18 protein-coding genes and 1 pseudogene are annotated in these 24674 nt (G+C 39.0%); 7 read left to right on the forward strand and 12 right to left on the reverse strand.

From position 1 onward, the window contains the following. Window positions 1-42: 42 nt before the first annotated feature. Window positions 43-1023 (reverse strand): gliding motility lipoprotein GldB, encoded by a 981-nt coding sequence (gldB, locus tag R2Q94_RS15050; protein WP_316822291.1) that lies wholly within the window; start codon window positions 1021-1023, stop codon window positions 43-45. Window positions 1024-1210: 187 nt separating this feature from the next. Here gldB and R2Q94_RS15055 point away from each other — a divergent pair, with 187 nt between their 5' ends. Together R2Q94_RS15055 and R2Q94_RS15060 are read left to right on the forward strand one after the other, a co-directional pair. Beyond that, on the forward strand, window positions 1211-1882 hold the full coding sequence (locus R2Q94_RS15055) for a porin family protein (RefSeq protein WP_316822292.1): 672 nt from the start codon (window positions 1211-1213) through the stop codon (window positions 1880-1882). A gap of 27 nt (window positions 1883-1909) precedes the next feature. Further along, complete coding sequence (locus R2Q94_RS15060) at window positions 1910-3550, forward strand: NAD+ synthase (RefSeq protein WP_316822294.1); 1641 nt, start codon at window positions 1910-1912, stop codon at window positions 3548-3550. Window positions 3551-3665: 115 nt separating this feature from the next. Here R2Q94_RS15060 and lnt read toward each other — a convergent pair whose 3' ends face one another. From lnt to rsmI, 3 genes are all read right to left on the reverse strand, one after another. Next, entirely contained in the window at window positions 3666-5294 is a 1629-nt protein-coding gene (lnt, locus tag R2Q94_RS15065) for an apolipoprotein N-acyltransferase (protein ID WP_316822295.1), read from the reverse strand. Window positions 5295-5372: 78 nt separating this feature from the next. Beyond that, window positions 5373-6032 carry a PH domain-containing protein gene (locus tag R2Q94_RS15070; protein WP_316822296.1) on the reverse strand — a complete coding sequence of 220 codons (660 nt, stop codon included), beginning with the start codon at window positions 6030-6032 and terminating at the stop codon, window positions 5373-5375. A 136-nt stretch (window positions 6033-6168) separates the two neighbouring features. Further along, window positions 6169-6885, reverse strand: a complete 717-nt coding sequence (gene rsmI, locus R2Q94_RS15075; protein WP_316822297.1) for a 16S rRNA (cytidine(1402)-2'-O)-methyltransferase — start codon at window positions 6883-6885, stop codon at window positions 6169-6171. A gap of 120 nt (window positions 6886-7005) precedes the next feature. Here rsmI and serS point away from each other — a divergent pair, with 120 nt between their 5' ends. Next, entirely contained in the window at window positions 7006-8277 is a 1272-nt protein-coding gene (serS, locus tag R2Q94_RS15080) for a serine--tRNA ligase (protein WP_316822298.1), read from the forward strand. 100 nt (window positions 8278-8377) lie between these two features. On the opposite strand, the gene R2Q94_RS15085 is transcribed toward serS, so the two are convergent. The 5 genes from R2Q94_RS15085 to ileS form a co-directional block, all read right to left on the reverse strand. Continuing rightward, complete coding sequence (locus R2Q94_RS15085) at window positions 8378-8692, reverse strand: hypothetical protein (protein ID WP_316822299.1); 315 nt, start codon at window positions 8690-8692, stop codon at window positions 8378-8380. 202 nt (window positions 8693-8894) lie between these two features. Continuing rightward, window positions 8895-9596 carry an SIMPL domain-containing protein gene (locus R2Q94_RS15090; RefSeq protein ID WP_316822300.1) on the reverse strand — a complete coding sequence of 234 codons (702 nt, stop codon included), beginning with the start codon at window positions 9594-9596 and terminating at the stop codon, window positions 8895-8897. A 208-nt stretch (window positions 9597-9804) separates the two neighbouring features. Further along, complete coding sequence (locus R2Q94_RS15095) at window positions 9805-10407, reverse strand: lipoprotein signal peptidase (protein WP_316822301.1); 603 nt, start codon at window positions 10405-10407, stop codon at window positions 9805-9807. Then, window positions 10407-10790, reverse strand: coding sequence for a TraR/DksA family transcriptional regulator (locus tag R2Q94_RS15100; protein ID WP_062550535.1), 384 nt, complete (start codon window positions 10788-10790; stop codon window positions 10407-10409). The genes R2Q94_RS15095 and R2Q94_RS15100 overlap by 1 nt, the downstream gene beginning before the upstream one ends. A 4-nt stretch (window positions 10791-10794) precedes the next feature. After that, a complete protein-coding gene (ileS, locus tag R2Q94_RS15105) occupies window positions 10795-14181 on the reverse strand; it encodes an isoleucine--tRNA ligase (protein ID WP_316822302.1) in 3387 nt (1128 codons plus the stop codon). Window positions 14182-14420: 239 nt separating this feature from the next. Between ileS and R2Q94_RS15110 the strand changes: the two genes are divergently transcribed. Then, window positions 14421-14684, forward strand: a complete 264-nt coding sequence (locus R2Q94_RS15110; protein ID WP_316822303.1) for an isoleucyl-tRNA synthetase — start codon at window positions 14421-14423, stop codon at window positions 14682-14684. Window positions 14685-14758: 74 nt separating this feature from the next. Here the strand turns inward: R2Q94_RS15110 and R2Q94_RS15115 are convergent, their stop codons facing one another. Continuing rightward, window positions 14759-17143 (reverse strand): phosphocholine-specific phospholipase C, encoded by a 2385-nt coding sequence (locus R2Q94_RS15115; protein WP_316822304.1) that lies wholly within the window; start codon window positions 17141-17143, stop codon window positions 14759-14761. A gap of 218 nt (window positions 17144-17361) precedes the next feature. Between R2Q94_RS15115 and R2Q94_RS15120 the strand changes: the two genes are divergently transcribed. Continuing rightward, window positions 17362-18819: a PQQ-dependent sugar dehydrogenase gene (locus R2Q94_RS15120; protein ID WP_316822305.1), complete on the forward strand. Its 1458-nt coding sequence runs from the start codon at window positions 17362-17364 to the stop codon at window positions 18817-18819. On the opposite strand, the gene eboC is transcribed toward R2Q94_RS15120, so the two are convergent. Next, window positions 18812-19705 carry a UbiA-like protein EboC gene (eboC, locus tag R2Q94_RS15125; RefSeq protein WP_316822306.1) on the reverse strand — a complete coding sequence of 298 codons (894 nt, stop codon included), beginning with the start codon at window positions 19703-19705 and terminating at the stop codon, window positions 18812-18814. The two genes, R2Q94_RS15120 and eboC, sit on opposite strands and share 8 nt — an antisense overlap. Before the next feature lie 252 nt (window positions 19706-19957). Further along, the gene (locus R2Q94_RS15130) at window positions 19958-21109 is read right to left on the reverse strand and encodes a glycoside hydrolase family 105 protein (RefSeq protein ID WP_316822307.1); all 1152 of its coding nucleotides are present in this window, start codon (window positions 21107-21109) and stop codon (window positions 19958-19960) included. 224 nt (window positions 21110-21333) lie between these two features. On the opposite strand from R2Q94_RS15130, the gene R2Q94_RS15135 reads away from it, so the two are divergent. Further along, a complete protein-coding gene (locus tag R2Q94_RS15135) occupies window positions 21334-22155 on the forward strand; it encodes an ATP-binding protein (protein WP_316822308.1) in 822 nt (273 codons plus the stop codon). A gap of 2306 nt (window positions 22156-24461) precedes the next feature. Next, a pseudogene (locus R2Q94_RS15140) lies at window positions 24462-24674 on the forward strand (hypothetical protein); the annotation flags it as partial.

The raw sequence follows: 24674 nt of genomic DNA on the forward strand, positions 1-24674 counted from the left end.
CTGGATTAACTCGCTTTTTTGTTCAGTAATTTTTTACCACTGCTATTTAGGTTTATATTTTGATAAGTTCAATATTTTTTGAGGATCTTTTTCTGACATTAACTGCTGCAGCGTAACTTCTTTATTTTCACTCATGTATTTTTTTACCATCTGCCAGCCCATCCATACGCCTAATTTTGGTGCTGATTCCTGTTTATCACCTAGTCCAGGAGTAAATGGACCTTCTCCCAAAAATACCTGGATTTTTTGATAGTCGGTTTCGAATAGTAAATTGTTTTGCAATAAATAGGCCCAGATGTCGACTTCGTATGTTTTACACCAATCTATTTGCTTTTTAGTATATCCGATTTTGACAGAATCTGGCACTTCATCTGCCAAAACCTGGTCCATAAAATACAAGATCTTCCCATTTTGGATCATTTTAGACAATAAAGTCCGGTCTTCATCTCTGGCGGGGAATAAATCTTCACGCGCATAAGTTTCTGTTACTCTAGGAACTATATATTCTGGACTGAACCGACGGGAAAGATAAACCGGCACACTCTCTACAATCGCCCCATAAAATTTGCTATCTTTTCCAAGAAACATATCCAATCCAATACCCATGTAATCATCCCCAATAGGTGTCTGCACTGCAAACCCAGAGATAAAAGAGATCATTCTTGGAATTTGGGCATTTGGATAATAATGCTTTATATATTTAAAGGTTTGAGTGAGGTCTTTTTCAATATTGCTCATGTTATTGAAAACACTGTCCACTTCCTTGTTCAGGTCGGTATAGGCCTGATCTTTATAGAGTGTGGTTAAAATCTCAGTACTGGTGTAGCTAGGGTCGCCTACCATACGGTGTACATAATCCTGGAAAAAGTTACCATACTTTTTCCGTAGCATTTCATCGGTCTGTTGCAGGTCTTTCGATTTTCCCCGAAATAGGTCCTGATCGAAACGTTCTACTTTTATGTCTAGCTTAATATCGCTTACATCGGGCTTACTGGCCTGCTTACATGAAAAAAAAGCAAGCATAGAAAGAAAAAATAGATAGATTTGGCTGGGTTTTACGTTATATATCATTTATAGCAAATATATATACATCCCAGAGGAAAATTGCAACACTTATAGATTGAAAATGAAACCCTCATCAGCTTTGGATCAAAATCGTAATGAATCAGCAGATGATGGCTTCATCTAATTAAAAACAAATGAAATACTAATGAAAAACACATACCTTACTTTATTCTTACTTCTTTTAACCGGACAACTCTTCGCACAACAAGGTGGATCCCCATATTATGGCTTTAGATTAGGATTAACGGCGCATCCTACTTTAGGATGGGTGAAACCGGAGGTCGGCAAGACAGAGGGTATAGCCCTTGGATTCTCCTACGGTTTATTGGGGGATTTTAATTTCGCAGAGAACTATTCCTTTGCTACTGGTCTGACCGTTACTACCATTAATGGTAAAAGTACAGAGGTAAATGCAAAACCATATTACAATCCTGCAGATGGTGGAACGGTTGCATATGATTTAAGATACCGATTACAGTACATCGAAATTCCATTAACGATAAAACTAAAAACCAATAAAATTGGACCATTGAGATGGTATGGACAGTTTGGTCTCTCCAACGATTTTAATATTAATGCAAAGCAGAATGCGCAAATGACAGGGAAAAAAGTGGAAAGTGATAGAAACATTTCTAATTATACTAAATTTTACCGCGCAGGAATGGTGGTTGCAGCGGGTGGAGAATACGATCTGGACGATCGGACCAGTGTTGCCATCGGTTTAACATTGAATAATGGATTAACAAATATTGTTAAGGATGGCGACCGCCGCGCTAAAAACCATTACATCGGCCTTAATTTAGGTGTCTTCTTTTAGGAAATTACGAATCTTAAGTACATATACATGAATATCGCACTGGCACAACTCAATTACCATATTGGGAACTTTGAACACAACACAAAAAAGATCATCGAAAACATTGAACTGGCAAAATCAAAGGGTGCAGACCTGGTTGTTTTTGCAGAACTGGCTGTTTGCGGTTACCCTGCAAGGGATTTTTTGGAGTTTGATGAGTTTATTGAATTATGTGAAAGCGCAGCTACAGAGATCGCGAGTAAATGTCATGGTATTGCCTGCATCATTGGATTACCCGTAAAAAATGATATTCTGGCAGGAAAGGACCTTTATAATGCAGCTTATTTTATCGAAGATGGTCATATCAAAAATATTGTAAAAAAGGCATTGTTACCCACCTACGACGTTTTTGATGAATACCGTTATTTTGAACCAGCCAACCATTTCGAATGTATACGTTTCAAGGGGCAAAAGATTGCCTTGACCATATGTGAAGATTTATGGAACATCAATAACAACCCTTTATATGCTTCTTCTCCGATGGATGAACTGATTCGTCAGAAGCCAAATCTGATGATCAATATTGCGGCTTCCCCTTTTTCTTATTGCCATGATGACGAAAGGGTGGTGGTACTTTCTGATAATGCCAAGAAATATAAATTGCCATTACTTTATGTGAACCAGGTGGGTGCGCAAACAGAGATTATTTTTGATGGGGGTTCGATGGTCTTTGATAAAAAAGGAAAGTTGGTTGATGAAATGCCTTATTTTCAGGAAGGACTTAAAATCTATGAACTTAAGGAGGGTCATTTTAAAGGATACGAACCAATTTTACATAAAGCGGCACCAGATATTGAGCAGATTTATGAAGCCCTGGTCCTTGGAATCAAAGATTATTTCGATAAATCAGGTTTCAGTAAAGCTGTTTTAGGGCTTTCCGGAGGAATTGATTCCGCCGTTGTTTGTGCATTAGCTTGTAGGGCATTGGGATCGGAAAATGTAATGGCAGTACTGATGCCTTCAAAATATTCGTCTGACCATTCTATTGATGATGCCTTGGAACTCGTGAAAAACTTCGGTTGTAATCATGAGATCATTCCTATTGCCCCAGCGGCGGAGGCTTTTGATCAAATGATGGCACCAGCTTTTCAAGGATTGCCATTTAACCTGACAGAGGAGAATATTCAGGCCAGATGCAGGGGAATTGTCCTGATGGCCATGTCCAATAAATTTGGCCACATCTTATTAAATACCTCTAATAAAAGTGAATGTGCTGTCGGGTATGGCACATTGTATGGAGACATGTGCGGAGCAATCGGTGTGATTGGGGATGTGTACAAAATTCAGGTTTATGAGTTGGCACACTATATCAATAAAGATGGTATTGTGATACCGGAAAACTCAATAGTTAAACCACCATCAGCAGAGTTGAGACCAGGACAAAAGGACTCGGATTCCCTACCTGATTATGATATTCTGGATAAAATTCTTTTCCAATACATTGAGTTGAAACAAAGTTCTGCTGCGATTATTGCGCAAGGTTTTGACGAAGCCTTAGTAAGAAGGATTCTGAAGATGGTTAATAATGCAGAATTTAAACGTTACCAAACCCCACCAATTTTAAGGGTATCTCCTAAAGCATTTGGAATGGGAAGAAGAATGCCAATTGTAGGAAAGTACCTTTCTTAAGGACTTTTATCCTTTAGTTATCAATAAAAGTTGATTATACACCAACATTTATAAAAGAAAAACGCCTGAATCATGCAAATGATCAGGCGTTTTTTTTATCAGCCGAATTGAAGTTTTATTTTGAGCTGCTTTTTTTAATCCATTTTTTGTAAGGAATGATCAAGGCAAGTAATACGGCAACCAAAGAAAAGAGTTTCGCGATCAGATCGCCACTTTTTACATAGAATGTCAGGTCACTGTTCAGGTTGATGTCTGCTTTTATAGCAGTGCGTGTCCACCATTTGGTCTGCTTGATGATATTTCCTTTTTGATCAATAAAGGCTGAGATCCCGGTATTTGCAGAGCGTACTACCCAACGTCGCGTTTCAATAGCTCGTAATTTCGCATATAAGAGGTGTTGATCCTTTCCGGAGGTGTTGCCCCACCAACCATCATTGGTGATGATAGCGATGAACTGAGCGCCGTCCCTTACCGATTGACCAACCCAGTCGCCCCATAAAGATTCATAACAAATCACCGGAGCAACGCCAACGCCGCTCTGAGCATAGAATACGCCCGGATGATCCTGCCATCCCCAGCCAGCAACAGTGCCACCTAGTTTTGCAAAAACAGGAGTAAGGAAGGCCAGTGTTTTAGGGAAAGGCATTTTTTCGACGCCAGGTACCAGTTTTGATTTATGATAGAATTGTACGTTCGCAGAGTTTTCTACCTGCATCGCTGCATTAAAATTATCGAAATAAAGACCATTATTGGGATTTAATTTAGCACTAATAGTCTGTTTATCATTATAAATTTTAATACTTTCAATTCCGGTGATTAATGTTCCATTTTTATATTTAGAAATGAAATCCTGTAGCTGGATATAATCTGGGTTACTTCTGATTCTTTCTTCATCGCTGTAGTTAGGAATTGCGGTTTCAGGCCAGATGAAATATTCCGTGTTGATCTGTCCTATAGAATCAGAAAGATGGCTGAGAATCCGCAATTGTTCCTGAGGAGAGATGCCTCCTAACTTTTCATAGGGATCGATATTGGGTTGAACAGCCACAACATTTACTGGAAGGGCTTTCTCTATATAAGAGGAGTATCTAATTAGAGATGCGATGATGGGAATCAGAACCACCGCAGCGAAAACCATTGCAGGTCTGAATTTAAGATACCCTTTCTGAATTCTCCAGGCCTGATAAGCTTCAAAGGCGAGGATATTACTTAACAAAATCCACAAAGAACCACCATAAACACCTGTCAACTCGTACCATTGCACCAATTGGTGACTTGCCGCAAAACCATTTCCAAGTGTCATCCAGGGAAAAGCGAGTTCCCAGGTTTGATGGAGGTATTCCATGGCAATCCAGAAACTGATCAATCCGGTATAAGCGATCCATTTGCTGTTATAATTACTTAAACGGTAATACAGCCAGAAAGCAAAAGTCATTAGCAGTGCGCCTAGTCCAAAAGGAATAAGGGAGATCAGGAAAGCAACAAATGGACTATTATAGGCACTAATAGCATTATATACCCAGTAAATGCATGCCGTATTCCAAACCAGAAAAGTAAGTCCGGCAGTTAAAAAAACTTGCTTTCCTTTTTTCTCACTATAGTTGCTACGGATTTTTGCAACAGCAATCAGTAAAGGTACCAGGCCAATCAGTAATAAGGGAGTCGTAAATGGGATAGGTGGCCAGGCTAGCCACATTAGAAAGGCGCTGAGCAAGGCAAGGAGCGTCGTTTTTTTCGAATTCATTGGTGTTAAAATGGGGTGGTGGATTAAGAAAACTGCCGATCGAAGTCAGCAGTTTTAATTTTTTTTTCAGCAATTTGATTAAAAGCTGTCCAGAATGTCAGCTTTTTTCGCTTCATATTCTTCCAGTGTAATCAATTGTTTATCATACAACGTTTTCAATTTTCTTAGTTTCAAGGTCGTTTCATCCTCAGGTTCTTCAACAGGAGCAGCAACAGCAAAGCTGGTTGCTACAGGTGTAGGAGGAATAAAAGTTATTGGCTCTTCTTCTATAGCTGAAGGAACGGTGTTTACCGTAACCGGGGAGGTTGAAGAACGTCTTTCCTCCAGTTCTATTTGTCTTTGTTGCTCTTTAAATGCTTCCAGTTGTTCATGTGCGGCCTGGTATAATTTACGTGCCTGAACCTTTGGGATGTATTCAGTAATGATGTTTTCGCCATAGGTAGGCACACAGATGAATTTAGAGCCGAAGATCTCTTCTTTAAAAGAAACCTCCTTGATCGTTTTCCAGGAAATGTCTTTGAAATTCATCGTGATTCCAAAATTTCCTGGCTCGCAATAGAAAATACGTTTATTACTGACTACAATACAGGTGGGAAGTAGATTTACTGCAGGTCTTTTTTGTACCGCCATATAAATCAGTTCTTCATTTGCACTGAGCATATCGTTTAGTTTTCCTAAAACTTTTTCAACAGCTTTGGGATCTTGTTCATCACTTAAAAATCTATCAATTAATATCATACAAACGCTTTTTATATTACTATCAAAAATTGAACCTGAATTTTCTTTTATATACTTGATTTGTGTTGATTAATCTGGGGTTTAGCCCTATTTAATCTTAAGCAAACAGCCGGCTAACTACTTTGTCGTCCGGAAACTAACCTTCCGAATCCTTCTTGTCATACTTAGACTTCTTCACTTCTGTTTTTCCGGCAATACAGATCACAAACTCGCCTTTAAGTATATTGTTCTCAAAATGTTCTTTGATTTCCAGTAAAGTACCCCTAACGGTTTCTTCATACATTTTAGTGAGCTCTCTACTTACTGAAGCCTGGCGATCTTCACCGCAGTATTCTGCAAATTCTTCCAGGGTTTTTAGTAATCTATGCGGACTCTCATACAGAATGATCGTACGGTCTTCTTCTGCCAGTTTCTTAAAACGTGTTTGTCGACCTTTCTTCACAGGCAAGAAACCTTCAAAGATAAAGGTGTCTGAAGGCAGACCCGAATTAACTAATGCGGGTACAAAAGCCGTAGCACCAGGTAAGCATTCCACAGCAAGATCGTTTTTGATAGCTTCTCTAACCAAGAAAAAACCAGGGTCGGAAATTGCCGGAGTTCCTGCATCAGAAATCAAGGCCACATTTTTTCCTTCCTTTAGAAATCTGATGATTTCCGAAGTTGCCTGGTGTTCATTATGCTGGTGGTGTGAATATGCTTTTTTATCGATTCCAAAATGCTTCAGCATCGGTGCACTCGTACGCGTGTCTTCGGCAAGAATCACATCTGCCTCTTTTAATATCCTTATCGCCCTGAAGGTCATATCCTCAAGGTTGCCAATCGGCGTGGGAACAAGAAATAATTTGCCTTCCATAATATTTTTTCATCAGCTCTGCCAAAATTGACACCAAGTTGAAGGATATTATCCTAATCTGGTACCCCTTAAGGTTCGCAATGACGTTTAAGTTATTATCTTTGTTTAAAATATAAAATAATGCTGCAAGTTAACTATATCCGCGAAAATAGAGACAAAGTTTTAGAACGACTGAGTGTACGTAAATTCAAGCAACCAGAACTGGTTGATGAAATTATTAAAATTGATGAAGAGCGTAGACAGGCTCAAACCTCCTTAGATTCACTTTCTGCAATTGCTAATTCCAGTGCTAAACAAATTGGAGAGCTGATGCGTAATGGAAAAAAAGAGGAAGCGGAAGTATTAAAATCGGAGACTACAGCGAATAAAGAGCAGATTAAAACCCTTTCAGAGCTATTGGTGGCTGCAGAAGAGAAGTTGTTTCAATTGATTGTTCAATTGCCTAACCTACCTCATGAATCTGTGGCGACAGGAAATACTGCTGAAGAAAATGAAGTGATATTGGTCCATGGTGAGCCTGCAATATTGAGCGAAAATGCTGTGCCACACTGGGAGCTGACTACTAAATATGATATTATTGATTTTGAACTGGGAACGAAGATTGCCGGTGCAGGATTTCCAGTTTATAAAGGAAAAGGTGCGCGTTTACAAAGAGCGCTGATCAACTATTTCCTGGATCATGCAGTTGATGCGGGATATAGAGAAATGCAGGTACCTCATTTGGTAAATGAAGCATCAGGTTTTGGAACCGGACAATTGCCGGATAAAGAAGGGCAAATGTATCATGCTGGTGTGGATAACCTTTACCTGATTCCTACGGCTGAAGTGCCGGTAACAAATTTATACCGTGATGTGATTTTGAAAGAAGAAGAGCTTCCGGTTAAAAACACGGCCTATACCCCATGTTTCCGTCGTGAAGCAGGATCTTATGGTGCACACGTAAGAGGTTTAAACCGTTTACACCAGTTTGATAAGGTGGAGGTTGTACAAGTAGTACATCCAGACAAATCTTATGAGACTTTGGAGCAAATGAGTGAATATGTACAAAGTTTGTTAAAAGAACTGGGCTTACATTATCGCGTACTACGCTTATGTGGTGGAGATATGAGCTTTACCTCAGCCATGACTTATGACATGGAGGTGTGGTCTGCAGCACAGCAACGTTGGTTAGAGGTTTCCTCTGTGTCTAACTTTGAGACTTATCAGGCAAATCGACTAAAACTAAGATTTAAAGGAGCTACAGGTAAAACGCAATTGGCGCATACATTAAATGGAAGTGCATTGGCATTGCCACGTATTGTGGCTTGCATCCTGGAGAACAACCAAACTGATAAAGGGGTTAAAGTTCCTGAGGTACTCGTAAAATATACTGGTTTCGAATATATCGACTAATGTTTTTATGGATGACGATTACCTTCCATAAAAGATAGTATACAAAAAAAACCTTCTCCATTACGGGGAAGGTTTTTTTATTCATCGGTAGATGAGAAGCTTATAATATTAGGATTAATAGCAGGATGATAATGATAATCGCTCCAACAGAAAGATAAACGCCGCCACCTAATGCTTTAGATTGTTTTTTCAACTCTCTAAGCTCTTTACGGAGTTCTTTTTTCTCTGTTCTGGACAAATTCGACTTATCCATCGATTTGATTTCCTCAACACGCTCTGTAATTCTTCTCAGTTGTGCCTGTTGTTCAACTGTCATTTCCGTTTTATTTTTTTCAGACTTATCTGCAGCAACAACTGTATTTGCGCTAAAGCCAAGCATAAAAATTAAGGCTAAGGAATAAATGAATTTTTTCATGTAATTAAGGTTAAGTGACTTACTGTGGGATGACAAACAAAAAACCTACCAAAAAATATTGGTAGGTTTTCCCTGAAGGCTTTCTTGTTGATAAATACCTAGTTTTTAGGCTCTCTCAGGTATATACTGGTTAATACATTAATTTCTATATGGAACCTTGTTCCAGCTAAACCAACAGAAAGTGTGTGTTCTTTTGGTCAGCTTATTTAATCTCAAACACGGTATTCATGGTGTAATTTAGTTTGATCTTTTTAAAGTCAATCTCAGGCGCCGGTGCTCCAGCCATATCCGCGCTTTCTGATTTCATCATCATCACATTACGGTACATTGGCTGTGGGTAAGACTCATTGTTTAATTCCTGAATGTCAATGATGCTTCCTAATTTATCTCCAATTGCTTCTACAAGGTATGTGGCTTTTGCTTTTGCGGCCTGTAGCGCCTTAATTTTTAATTCCTTTTTTAAAGTTTCAATTTTCGAATAATCATAGCTATCGATATTGGTATAAGCAATACCTTTTGGATCAATATCCCCAATGATTTCATTGAATTTATTTAGGTCGCTTACTTTCAGACGGTATTGTTTGCTCACCAAAAAGTCAGGATTTTTCTTTTTTTCTGCAATTGTATAACCTGACAAATTATTGATCGTTAAATTCTCTTTTGAAATTCCTGCAGTTTGAACTGCATTGTACAATTGATTTTCCAGAGTGGTGATCTCTACTTTTTTCTTGCTATTGTTATCTTTCAAATATTCTTTAAGAGAGATGCTGATGTAAATAATATCCGGAGTTACCTCTGCTTCTGCAGATCCGCTCACATTAATCTTTTTTCTCAGGTCTACTTGTTGAGCCATGGCACTTAAACTAAATAAGGCAACAAAGGCAAGGGCAAATAATTTTTTCATAATAGATGTTTTTCTTTTTGTGTATTTGAATAGAAGATGTAAATATCGGGCCAATTCCATATCGCTGTAGTTCACAATTTACAAAATATCACTTAACTCGTTAATAATGAGTTGTATTTTTTGTTAAAAATCTTTGCAGCATTGAGGACTAAAAACAAAAGAGCCCGTAAAACATTTGCTTTACGGGCTGATTATATTTTATAATTTTTTAATCTTCTGTAATCTCATTGTTAAGACCAATTTGTTCATTGATCTCTTCTTTGAAGTATGTCTTCTGATTAATCAGGATCAGAACTACACCAATAGAGATCGCTGCATCAGCAAGGTTAAATACGGGTCTGAAGAAGATATAATCTTCACCTCCCCAGATTGGCACCCATTTAGGGAATACGCCTTCTACCAATGGGAAGTAGAACATATCTACTACTCTTCCATGAAACCAACCTGCGTATCCGTAGATCTTTCCATAAAATACCGAGTCAATGATATTACCCAATGCACCTGTAAAGATTAAGGCAACATTCATGATTAAGCCTCTGTGGTATTTTCTTTGGATTAGGTAATGTAAACCATATCCAATACCTGCTACGGCAGCAATTCTGAATAAAGAAAGTGATAGCTTTCCAAATTCACCACCAAACTCAAGACCAAAGGCCATTCCATTATTCTCCGTAAAGTGGATAATACACCAGTCTCCAATAATCTTGAACTCCTGTCCAAGGAACATATTGGTTTTGACCCAGGTTTTAATCAGCTGGTCAGCGATTAAGACTAAAAATATAATCAGTAAAGGTTTAGTGTATCCCTTCATTAGCTCTGCTTCAATTTAGCTTCCATACTTAACGTCGCATGAGGAACTGCGCGCAAACGCTCTTTCTGAATCAGCTTACCTGTTTCACGGCAAATGCCATAAGTTTTGTTCTCAATACGTACCAATGCTGCCTCCAGGTTTTCAATGAATTTCTTCTGACGTGCAGCCAGCTGGTTCAATTGTTCTTTCTCTAAAGTTGCAGAGCCATCTTCTAAAGTTTTATAAGTACCTGAAGTATCTTCAGTTCCGTTAGAGTTCGGGCTACTTAATGAGCTGGTCAGTGAAAGAAATTCTTCTCTCGCCATACGTAGTTTTCCTTGAATAAGTTCTTTAAACTCTTGAAGTTCACTATCTGAATACCGTGTTTTTGTAGCTTTTTCCATAATATTATTGTTTTGCGATCGAAATATCTAGTTCAACATCATCAATGACGATTTTGTTTCCACCTTCTAAATTATCTATTAAATTAATTTTATCCGCTAAAATTTCTGAACAAATGTATGTTTTATTTTGAGCTACTGCATTTGCAATCAGATTATCGTTTTGTAAAGACACGGTAATCCGATCTGTAACCTCAAAGTTTAATTCTTTTCTCAGGTTCTGAATTCTGTTAATCAGCTCACGGGATAATCCTTCCTGCTTCAATTCATCGGTGATGGTCACATCTAAAGCGACAGTCAGGTTGCCAAGATTTGTAACTTGCCATCCCGGAATGTCTTCTGCAATGATCTCCACATCAGACAATTGAACTACATAGTCGGTATTGGGAATCTGGTACTCACCAGTCGCCTCAAAACCTGCTAAATCTTCCGGGCTCATGTTACTGATCAGATCTGCTACCAGCTTCATTTCCTTACCTACTTTAGGTCCTAAAGCTTTAAAGTTAGGTTTGATTTTTTTCTTAATAAAACCTGCAGTATCAGTGATGTATTCAATCGCTTTAATGTTGGTTTCCGATAAAATCAGTTCCTTCACCAATTCCACCTGCTCGGCAAATTTCTTATCCAATACTGGAATTAAGATCTTCGCTAGCGGCTGACGTACATTGATACTGCTTTTTTTACGTAAAGAAAGGACCATCGAAGAGATGTTTTGTGCCAGTTCCATACGTTCGTTTAATGCAGTATCGATCAATGAGTGATCTGCTTCATTCCATATCGTTAAGTGGACTGATGCTTCAGCCGTATTCACAGAAAGATTTTGGAACAACCAATCAGAGAAGAATGGTGCTACCGGCGACATGATCTGTGCGATGCTCGTTAAACAGGTATATAAAGTTTCGTAAGCTGCCTTTTTATCCGCAGTCATCTCACCTTTCCAGAAACGGCGACGAGATAAACGGATGTACCAGTTGCTCAAATGTTCATCTACAAATGTCTGGATGGCTCTTGAAGCCTTCGTAGGCTCATAAGCCTGGTAATTCTCGTCTACTTCTGCAATCAGTGTTTGCAATAATGATAAAATCCATCGGTCAAGCTCACTGCGTTCTGCAACAGGAGTCTGATTTTCTACATCAATCACAAACTTATCAATATTTGCATATAAAGCGAAGAATGAATAAGTGTTGTAAAGGGTACCAAAAAATTTACGGCGAACTTCGTCGATACCATCGGTATTAAACTTAAGGTTATCCCATGGTGAGGCATTACTGATCATGTACCAGCGCGTCGCATCAGCACTATAAGTATCAATGGTAGCAAAAGGATCTACACCATTGCCCAATCGCTTAGACATTTTATTGCCGTTTTTATCCAATACCAGTCCATTGGAAACTACGTTTTTAAATGCTACACCTGGATTACCTACACGTTCATTGATGGCTTTAATCTCTTCACTGGATTCACTTAACATCACCGCAATGGCGTGTAAAGTAAAGAACCAGCCACGTGTCTGATCTACACCTTCGGCGATAAAATCCGCAGGATAAGCATTTGCAAATTCTTCTTTGTTTTCAAAAGGGAAATGCCATTGTGCGTAAGGCATGGCACCGCTGTCGAACCAAACATCAATCAGGTCTAGCTCCCGAACCATTCTTTCGCCATTTTCAGCTGTAAGGATCACCTCATCCACATAAGGACGGTGCATATCTTTCAACTCAAAACCAGCTTCCATATAACCTGCAGCTATAGATTTCTGGATCTCTGCATTCAATTCTTCCACAGAACCGATACATTTTTCATGTTTTCCGTCTTCAGTTCTCCAGATTGGTAAAGGAGTACCCCAATAACGCGAACGGGAAAGGTTCCAATCTACGAGGTTTTCCAGCCAGTTGCCAAAGCGACCAGTTCCGGTTGCCTCAGGTTTCCAGTTGATGGTTTTATTTAAAGCTACCATTTTCTCTTTTACTGCAGTAGTTCTGATGAACCAGCTGTCTAAAGGATAGTAAAGAATCGGCTTATCAGTTCTCCAGCAATGTGGGTAACTGTGTTCATATTTCTTAACGTCGAATGCTTTGTTGTCTTCTTTTAATTTGATGGCAATCAGCACATCTGTAGGTTTAAAATCAGCAGCAGCACGTTCTTCGTCAGTATAGTATTCTTCTTTAACAAATCGACCGGCAAAATCAGTTACCTCCTTTACAAACTTACCTTGTTTGTCAACTAAAGGCACTTCATTCCCATTTTCGTCTTTTACCAAAACCGATGGAACACCAGCTTCTTTGGCGATACGAAAATCGTCTGCACCAAAGATAGAAGCGGTATGTACGATACCAGTACCATCTTCTGTGGTTACGAAATCACCAGAAATTACGCGGAAAGCATTGGCTTCTAAATCCTCATTGGTAACATAAGGCATTAATTGATGATAATGTAAACCGATCAGCTCTTTACCTGTAAATTCTTTAGCAATCGTCCAGGGAATCAGTTTGTCCCCAGCTTTGTAGTCATCCAGCGCCAATACCGAGGCATCCGCTTTAAAGTGCTTCCCAACCAGATCTTTAGCCAGAATCACACTCACCGGAAGGTAAGTATAAGGGTTAAAAGTTTTCACCTTCACATAGGTGATTTTATCACCAACTGCTAATGCACAGTTAGAAGGTAAAGTCCATGGGGTAGTAGTCCAAGCAAGGATTGCAGTTTCTTCCTGATTATTTTCAAAAAGCTGTGCCATCAATGGATGGTTCTGGTCCTTTTTAAGGAAGAATTGAGCCGTGATTGAAGTGTCTTTCAACATTTTGTACGTGCCCGGCTGGTTCAGTTCATGCGAACTTAACCCTGTTCCTGCAGCAGGAGAGTAAGGTTGAACAGTATATCCTTTGTATAAAAGGCCTTTGTCATAGAAAGATTTTAAGATCGACCATAAAGATTCAATATAATCGCTTTCGTAAGTGATATATGGGTTTTCAAGGTCTACCCAGTAGCCCATTTTTTCGGTAAGGTCATTCCATACATCTGTATATTTCATGACCTCCTCTTTACAGGCTGTATTGTATTCTTCTACGGAAATCTTCTTTCCAATATCTTCTTTAGTAATGCCTAATTTCTTTTCTACAGCAAGCTCAATAGGTAGTCCATGTGTGTCCCATCCGCCTTTACGCTTTACCTGAAAGCCTTTTAATGTTTTATAACGGCAAAAAATATCTTTAATCGCACGTGCCATCACGTGGTGAATCCCAGGCATTCCATTTGCTGAAGGCGGGCCTTCATAAAAAGTGAATGGATTCGCTTTTGAACGTGTAGAAATGCTCTTCTCAAAGATGTTTTCCGCTTTCCAAAATTCAAGTATTTCTTTTCCTATTTTAGCTAGTTCCAGCTGTTTAAATTCCCTATACATCAATCAAGTATCTCCAAAAAATTAAGGTTGCAAAGTTACATTTTTAGAATTAAATAATGTAGTCTTATCCTCAGCAATACACCGGGAGTCTCCGCAAACCAAAGGTTATTATATTTAAGGATCGTAAATTAGGAAAAAAAATAGATTTATCTCCTTCCTGTGGGAATACAACCCGATTTCTTTTTGAACATTGGTTTGGTTTTTGTTAACATTAAAAGGTAAACTAAATTCCTCTTGTTATGATTAAAGTCATGAAACTTCAGAAAGCAGTGATTGCAATTATCCTGGGAATAATTGCTTTGATCGCCTATTTCATCATGGTGACAAATGAGCAGCCCGCTGCGATCTATGCACTCGAAGTCACTGGTGTGCTTTTTATTGCTGCGGCAATTCTTTTTTTATACCCTTTATGGAAAGCAAAAGAAGATGAACGGGGAGAAGTAGAGCTCGATGTTGAAAAACAGGAAGAACAGGATTTAGACGAAATTAGTGGAGGGCATTGACAGCCCCCATTAAAATCGATATTCGTATTTTCCGGGGGCTATCAAATATTAAGTAATCACTTGGTTTTAGTTAATTAAACGACTCCGCCCATAAATGGATCGGTAATTCCTTCTTCACCAGTTTCCACATGACCTGCATATTGTTTGCTAAAAGCATCATGACCATCCACCTCAATAGAGAAATCGTACCAAAACCTGTTTTTCTGTAAATCGACGATCACCTTTGCTTTTCCTTTTGGTGCTAAAGTGATTTTCTGGCTTTTATTCTTTTGATAAGTCAGGTCCCTGATCTGAACTTTCATCACCGAATTGCCTTCGTTTTCCAATAGTAATTGAATATTCCCGGTGCCTCTTTTACTTAACAAACCGTTTACTTCGTAACCGCAACTGGTTTTTAAAGCAGGATCATGTTGATTTCCTTTAAATTGGCGGAAGAATCCATTCGGACCATTGATACATAGATGATAATTGTCTTTTTCAAAGTTTGATAATTTCAACTGATCGGTGATCTGATCCCCGGCAACAACTGCATAATTCCAGGTTTTGCCCGGCACTTGTTGATAATTCACAGGCGTGTACATTAAAAATGGAACACCAACAGGAACTAATTTTTGTCCGAAGTTCCCTTTTCCTGATTCAAAATCTATTTTAATAGTTTTATTAATCGGATCAACATGTGCATCAGCAAAAAGCTGGTATGGTAAAGCACAGGCAGGCCTGGTTCCTCTTTCCTGTTGTGGCATAGCCGATGGAGATAACGAATCAAAAGGAGGATGGGCATTGATGGCTGAAATTTCGGCTGTGGTTAGTGCATCTGGTTTTATTTGTGCTGGTTTATTCTTTGCATTTTGAATTCCGGTAATTACAGCCTCTTTTTTTAAAGTGGCTATCGGTTTCGATGAATCTGCCTTAGCAGGTCTGAATACTGAAGTTAAATCGCCACAGATTGCCCTTCTCCAGCTGCTGATGTTTTTACTTCGGATTTTTTTTCCAGTTTTTTGACCCAGGAAATTTTCCAAGAACATCAGACAAGAAGTGTGATCAAATACCTGGGAATTCACATATCCACCTTTGCTCCATGGAGAAGCAACCAGCATGGGTACCCGATAACCCAATCCAATGGGACTATCTTTTGTCTGTTCATGATCGGCTGAAATATCTATCTTTTCAGAAACTTTTCCGGTACTGGCATCCCCAGGTTTGGGCACAACATAAGGAGGGATATGGTCGAAATAACCATCATTCTCATCATAAGTCAAAATAAAAATGGTCTTCTTCCAGACTTCAGGATTTTTGGTCAGGATGTCTATTGCTTCAGAAACATACCAGGTGCCGTATAAAGGAGAGCTGGTATGGTCAGAAAACCGCTGCGGCGCTACCAACCAGGAAACGGTAGGTAGTATGCCCTTGTCTACATCCGAGCGAAACTGATGAAAGATGTCATTTTTGGGAATGTTTACTGTTTGTGTTTTTCCTTGATCATCTGTAAATGAGAAAGGAGCTAATTCCAGATAATTTTCCGGGGCATTAATGTTACTGGCGAAAGCTTTGTCGATGAGGTTCTTTTCTCTGTCACTTAGTTTATTGTATTTTTCTGTCACTTCTGCCGGACTAAGCGGAGGTTTAGCCGTTTTATCTCCATTCTTTCTGAAATAAGCAGCAAGTTTTACATGATAGCGTTTCACATATTCAATGGCATTGTCGCCATAATTACCCAACCAATCGTCTACTGTATCACCCTGCAGATCGGCAGTCCAGATTTCATTCTGGTAGATTTTCCAGCTGATATCATTATCTTCCAGTATTTCCGGGAAAGTATCCCAATCTACAAAGGCGTTCTCTCGTGATTCTGCCTGAGAATTATTGACGGCCGCAATACATGTTCCATTGAGCTCCGGGCGGATGGTTCCCGTCCAGAAAAACAACCTGTTCGGAGTAGTTCCGGTTAAAGAAGAGCAAAAGTTATGGTCGCAAATCGTGAAAGCATCTGCCATTGCATAATAAAAAGGAACATCAGTACGATCGTAATAACCGAGGCATAGATGAGATTTCACAGGCAGCCATTTGTCATATTTCCCTTGATTTCTTGCCGCAAGCTGGTCGGACCAGGAATGTGGTAAGCCACCTTGCCAGGTGATTTTAGTTTTATTGATGTCAACATGAAAAGGAGCATATGTTTTTCCTTGTGCATCTTTTTGTAGCCATACTTTGTCCTGGTTAGGAAGGGTAAAAGTTCTGGGATCATTAAAGCCTCGTACCCCTTTTAGCTTGCCAAACATATGGTCAAATGATCGGTTTTCCTGCATTAGGAAGACCACATGTTCAGCATCATAAAATGTAGATCCAGGGTCGGCACTGATGGCCATTGCCTTCTGAATAGACATTGGGATAACGTTTGGTAGTCCGGCAGCCCCTGATAATAAGGCCGCTTTCTTTAAAAATGATCTTCTTGAATTCATGTGGTTCTTTGGTTTGTGTGTTTTCAAATGTAATAACATTGACCTTAAAAAGTAATGTTCTATAAAAAAACGGCAGCAATAAGAAGGATATGTTATGATAAAATGGATTACTTCATTTTATCATAACAATTATTATAGAATAGCTTCACATTCAAAATCGGATTTCTCTGGATTTATATGTATTTTACGTGTTCAAACACACTAAACTGAATTTTAATATGATAAAGTATTTTGGCAGCGCCCTGGTTATTGGTGGCGTGTTGACAACTTTGCTGAGTTTTGATGAACAGCCTCAAATCAATTCTCAGGTAAGTGCATTAAAAAGAGCAAGTCTTAGCGATTCCCGCTTCCGGGAGGAGAAAGCGGCAGTAAACTACCGAAATTTCTGTGGTGGATGTCATGGTGAAAAGATGGATGCTTTTGTAGACCGTCAATGGAAACATGGCAGTAAGAAAGAAGACCTTGTGAAAGCGATAAAACATGGGTATGCCAATGAAGGAATGCCTTCTTTTGATTCGGCATTTACTGATGTGGAGATCAAGGAACTGGCGGATTACATTTTAAAAGGGATCAAAAATGTAGATCGCTATTCAGCTTCTGATAAGCCAACCAGCAATATTTTCAAAACTGAAGCAATGACTATTCGTCTGGATACAGTGGCAAAAGGAATGGATATACCTTGGGGGATTGCATTTTTGCCCAATCAAGAGCTGTTGGTTACAGACCGTACGGGTAAATTTTACCGAGTGAGCAAAGACAAATCACTCCATGCCATCAGTGGAGTGCCTGTACTTTTAAACAAAGGACAAGGTGGATTGATGGATGTGGTATTGGATCCGAATTTCGCGAAAAATAAAACCATATATCTTTCCTATTCTAAACCTAAAACAGAAGGTGCTGTGGTACTGGCAACTACTGCAGTATTAAAAGCAAAATTGGAAGGTGATCAGCTGATCGATCAAAAGGATATTTTTGTAGCCAAACCGTGGTCAAAAACTCAACACCATTATGGATCCAGACTGGCATTTGGTAAAGATGGCTCTCTTTATATCTCTGTTGGCGAACGTGGAAATGAAAAAGAAAATCCTCAGGTGATCGAAGGAAATGATCTCGGCAAAATCCACAGAATTAAAACAGACGGTACCATTCCATCTGATAATCCTTTTGTGAAAACAGCAGGTGCATCCAGCTCTATTTATACTTATGGAAATAGGAATCCTCAGGGAATGACGATCCATCCACAAACTGGTGCGATCTGGGAGAACGAACACGGACCAAGAGGTGGCGACGAGATCAATATTGTGCAGCCAGGTAAAAACTATGGCTGGCCGGTAGCTACTTATGGGATCAATTATAATGGAAAAGTTATCTCTGACGTATCCGAAAAAGATGGGATCACCCCACCTCTACATTACTGGATTCCTTCCATTGGTCCAAGCGGCATGGCTTTCGTGACAGGAAATCGCTACAAAGGATGGGAAGGTAACCTGCTGACGGGTTCTTTACGATTCCAGTACTTAAACAGATCTGTACTAAAAGATAATAAAGTGACTAAAGAAGAGATACTTTTCAAAAATATCGGTAGGTTAAGAGATGTGAGAATGGCACCGGATGGCTTTATCTACATCGCAGTAGAATCTCCAGGGATCATTTACAAACTGGTTCCAGTTAATTAACGGAAAAGTTTTTACTCAGCCATAAGGATAAAGGGAGTAATAGCAGGATCAGCAATGCAATATACCAGATGCCAAAAGCACTAGCCCAAGCAGCATTAAGCAGAATGAGCGCAATTACTCCCGCCTTTACTGATTTGTGAATGTTTTCTCCTATAGGATTGTCCAATGCCTTAAACAAGGGCGTGAAAATCATCAGATAAAAAGGAATTACAAACAGAATTGTCATTAGAAAAAAGCCTTTACTGCTGGCAATAATTAGAATACAGGCGATCACAAAAGCGTATAAAAAAGCGGCCAGATATAACGAATTTTTGCTTAGATCATTTCCTTTTCTTCTGTTAATAATTGTTAATGAGGCAATGTACACTATAGGAATAAGGGCGATCACTAGCCACCACAATTCAGGTGTTCTTGAAAAAACACTAACCCCTAAAAGTAGGTTCAATCCCCTGCATAAACCCATATTGATCGGTCCTATCACTGTTAAGTGTTTAGTCCATTTGTCATAGGTCAGGGCTGCAACTAAAATCAACATTGCCAAGGCCAGTGAAGTCAGATTTACAAATGCCGCTGCAACGATACCTATTGTAAAGCAAATCCCTCCAAATACGATTGCATCTTTCTTAGTAATTGCTCCGTTTGGAATTGGGCGCCCCGGACGCTCTATTTTATCTTTCTCCGCGTCAAATACATCATTGAATATGACTCCGCCGCTATAAAGCCCGAGTGTAGAAGTACAAAGTAAAAGAATGGGAAGGAAGTCGTCGAACTCGAATGTCGTGGTTAAAAAGTATCCTGAAATGGCCACTCCTGCCAGTACATCTGCAACAGACGTAACCAGGTTGGCCGGACGAATGATGGTAATATAGGCGGTTTGGTTCTTCACAGAATACAGAGTTTTAGGTTACATGTTACAGTTGAAAACACAGCTTTCAGCTTTTATAACAATGTAAATTAAGTTTAGGTTGGTTTGTTTCTGCAAATAAACATATAAAAAAACCTTTTTAGCTCTAATAAGAACTACAAGTAACGGTTTTTATACTTAAAAGAGGTGTTAAATGACAATTTTAAGGAAGATGCCATTTAATGTTAATGAAATTTTATAAATAATACACTCGCAGAATTTTTTTTGTAATGCCTACCTGCTGATCAATGCGGTAGCGCACCATAATATCGGCGCCTGACCGTGCAAATCTCCGGTATTGCGTTTACGGTCTAGGTAATACTGGCGGTCATTCTTTTTGTTGGTACCTTCGCACACATCCGAAACATCAGCATCTGAGTTGATATAACTGATTAATCCCAGCCAGCCCTTTCTTGCTGCTTTTCCATAAACTTCCTTGTCCAGCCAGCCGTTTTTAACGCCTTTAATCATCGCAAATGTGAACATACCAGTTGCTGAAGTTTCCGGCCATGCTTCAGGATCATCAATCAGCTGGTTCCACATGCCATTTTTACCCTGATATTTTAGTAGCGAAGCCATCATATCGGTATACCCTTTCATAATTCTAGCCCTATTTGGATGCTTTTTAGGCAATGAGCTTAGTAATTCTGCCATTCCTGCAGCCATCCATCCATCTCCTCTTCCCCAATAGTAGGGTACGTCGGGTGCATGATAAAATAAACCATTTGGTTTCTGTAGTTCGTCGAGGTAGAATACCATTTCTTTTGCTGCGCGGTCAATATATTTCTGATCTCCCGTAGCGCGGAAAGCCTGAGCTTGTAAAGCAGTAATCATGTACATGTCATCAATCCATAAGCGGGTCTGCCAGGTATAACCCTTATCATAAAAATCATGTGATTCAGGTTTTACTCTTGGTCCTTCTGGCGGTCCCCATTGCTTATCGGCAATGCTGAGACCCATTTTTAGGTATTTTTGATCCTTAGTTTGTTGATATAATTCCAGAGGAACAGCACCAAATACACAGTAATCTACGTGATCCGGAATAGGAATCAATTTCGAATCGACACCAAAAAAGGGTTCAAATCGTTCTGCCAATTGTTGGGTCAACTGCTTATTACCGGTAGATTTTGCGAAAGTAAGGGCTCCATACCAGGCCACGGATTCCGGATAGGTAATTACTTTTGGTGGACCAGGTTTATTAAAATTCGTATGGGGGCTAGCTACAAAACGTGCCGCAACCCGAATCCCGATTTCTTCGGGAGAAGCTCCTTTTGGCCAATTTTTTAAATCTGCTGATTTTGATTGCGCGTTTAGATTGCTCAGTCCGCAAAAGAATATTGAAAAGATAAGGCAACTTATACGATACCTGATGGCGCTGTTATTCATAACGATGCTTTGCTTGGTGGTTATCTGGTTTAGGTCTTTAAAGTTAATCTTTATTTGATTTTTAAAAGGCCGTTGGTTTTGATGAGTCCTTTATTCCTAGTCAATTATATTGATAATTGCCAGTTTATGATCATATTGTTGAGTAATTTGCTAACTTGAAATAGTAATTTCGGTACCCGAATTATTTAATTGCAGTCGTTCAATTTATCAAACAACAATTAAACATGAAAAAATATTTCTTTTTGATTTCGATGGTTTTTGTATCCATATCCTTAAAAGCGCAACGGGAGCTGGTCAAAATTTGGGAAACGGATAGCGTGGTCAACATGCCAGAATCTGTTTTACATGATTCTAAAGCGAATTTGCTATACGTGTCGGTGATGGGAAATAGCCCGGATGCGGTAGATGGAATTGGTGGTGTTGGGAAGCTTCAAACAGATGGTAAAGTAATCAATCTGGATTGGGTAACTGGTCTGAATGCTCCAAAAGGTCTTGCGCAATATGGAAACCTGTTGTATGTTGCAGATTTAACGGAAGTAGTGGTGATTGATGTTGCTAAAGCTCAGGTTGTCAGGAAGATTCCGATTGAAGACACCAAGTTTTTAAATGATATTACCGTGAGTGATAAAGGAATTGTATATGTGTCCGATACCAGAATGAAAAAGATTTTTAAAATCGAGAAGAATCTTCCGTCGCTCTATCTGGACAGTATGAATGGTGTGAATGGATTAAAAGCGATAAAAAATGATCTTTATATCCTTTCAGGTAAGGAATTCCTGAAAGCAGATCGAAATAAAAAAATCAGTAAAATTGCACTTTTACCTGCTGGTGGTGATGGATTAGAACCTATTGGTAATGGTGATTTCATTTGCTCGAGTTGGGGCGGTTATATCTATTATGTAAATTCCGATGGAAAATGCGAGGTGCTGCTGGATACGCATCTAGAGAAAAAAAACACAGCTGATATAGGTTATGATCCGGTAAAAAAAATGATTTTTATCCCTACATTTTATAAAAAATCAGTGATGGCCTATCAATTAAAATAATGGGTTAAGCATTGGATTGGCCATATAACTTGCCCGGCTTTACATATGGTAATAAGGCCAATTGTATGTAGGGCTGGTCCGATCGGTTACTCCAGATATGGTTTGTTTCTTTCGGGGTCACAATATCGTTTTCAGTAAGATTCCTTCATCATCAAGCATAAATTTATCATTCTCGTGATAGAATGATGATGTAATCCAGTGTTTCTGTCTTATACGTCAATGGATAAGGCTGATTTGTTGTTTTTTCATGAATGATAGCCGGGGCATTGTGGGGGAGGAGATATTTAAAATAACTACTTAATTTTCGCAGATCCGGTAATCCTCGTTTTCATATCTCAGAGAAACCTAATTTGGTGAGAATTTCAAAAGAAATATAAAGGAGAATTTCCGCGACTATTTAATGCAGTCCAAGTCAAAAGGGGCCTTTTATAAACCACTTTTGGGATCCTAGTACAAATACTTCCTTCTTTTGATCAATAGCGATTCCTCGTGAATGTCTTTTTGAGGAATTCGAGCATATGTAGCTGAAAGCATTACCTGAGCTCAAAAGCGACCCTGGACTGGTATTACCATTTTTAGAAAACAAAAATAATGATCCCCGGGGATAGCTGATGCGTAGTGTGACCAATCACCTAAACAACATCGTTAAAGAGCTTCCTAACCTTGTTTTTCAAATCGCAAAACGATGGAGGGAGAATATAAAGAAGCAGATGCGATCATTAAATATGGATGTTGAAGTTTTTAAGACAAGGGCATGTAGGAAAGATGAGATGAAATTGCTTGAATTGTCTTTTTAAACATCGGATTCTTAACTTATAAACATGTTGTTAACGTTTTACTAACGACTTTTACACATAGTTGCCAACATCAATTTGCTGTAGTATTTTAGATTTATCTTACTGGTAATCAGTAGTTTTTGCTTTTTTTTGGATTTTGGAAATGTGGATAACTGTTATGGATGTGAATTCACATAATATAAGTCCGGGATTATCGGGAGAAAACTGCTGAAGAGGTATTGTCTTTTGCTTGTATAAGTATAAGTTGCTAAAGTGTGTGAGGGTTGCTAAGTATTGACTAGGGCGGGATTCTGCTAACAAGCCTACAGAAGCCCTACCTAAGCCTTAGGTAAGCTTCACCAATTCCCGAATAAACCTTAACCCTGTCTTAGCTTTTCTCCTAAAAAATAAGCCCCTTTTCAACTGTAATTTGAAAAGGGGCTTTAAGCTTATAAAAGGTATTTTTATTTGTTCAATTTAAGGAAGTTTTCTACTGCCTTTACATTTTTTGTGTCAATATGATTTGTGCTCATTGTTTTTGCTAAGGACGCAGAAAGAGTGATCACTTTAATATCAAAAGTATAAGCCCTCACAAAATCTTCGTGCGTAAGACTTCTATCATCAAACTCACCATAAATTTAGATGTAATCCTTTAGATTCACTGATTTAATGCTTAAAGATGATTCTTCAATTCTTGTATTCCAACTCGCTTCTAGGTTATTTAGATCTTTTAAGTAAACCAATACGAGTCCATTTTCAGCATCGTCAGTGTAATTGGTAGGCGTAATCTTTAGACTGGTTGTCCATATATAAAGCCCCCCCCCGCGTAATAAGGTTCTTCCAGAATGACGTTGGTAAAGCGTTGAGCTCTATAAAACGCTATTTTTATACCGTTACCATTACCTGAATCACTTTGTGGTCCTCTAAGGCTTATCGGGCTTCCCCATGAATTGGTAAGTTTTGGACCGTAAAATTCTGATGTAGCTGTGTTAATGTAAAAATCACCAATTTTTTCCAGGATTAATGCCGGGGCAGCTGTTCCATTTAAAATGGTTGAGCCATCGGTTCCATTTGATCCGTTAGTCCCATTGTTTCCATTCTGGCCATCATTTCCATTAGTTCCTGCTTCTCCTTTTAGATTGATGGAAGTATTCCAGGCTGAACCTGTTTTGGGACCATAAAAAATACTACTGGTTAGGTCCAGGTAATAGTCTCCTTCCTTTCCTAAAGAAGCGGCTGGTGCTCCTGTACCAGATAATATTAAGCTTCCGTTTGTTCCGGGAGCTCCTGGGTTTCCAGGAACTCCTTGTTCACCTGGTTCACCCTTGATGCTATTTTTCTTACAGGAAGAAAAGGTAACTACTGTTGATGCAATGCAAAGGCATTCAGGGCAACTTCCAGGGGAGTTAGGGATGTTAGATTTTTCCTTTTCAGACTATCTAAAATCTATGCTTAAATCGGATCAATGCCAAAAGTTGTGGAGAAAGTTATAAAAAGTTAGGTTTGTATTTTTAATAATGACTTCCATTTATGCCATCTTCTGCCTCTTCCCTGTTGAAATTATTTCTACCAGATTTTATATTAGATAATTTTGAATTTACTGGTGTTATCGAAGACACTGATACGCTTCATTTTCATCTTGAAGAAGTAAATAGACTTCCCTCGGATTGGGAGTCTATTAAAGTACATTCCAAAGGTTTTTACCCTGAAGTTGTGGTTCAGGACTTTCCCATTCGTGGGCAC

This window comes from Pedobacter gandavensis, assembly GCF_032678465.1.
Classification (GTDB): Bacteria; Bacteroidota; Bacteroidia; order Sphingobacteriales; family Sphingobacteriaceae; genus Pedobacter; species Pedobacter gandavensis_B.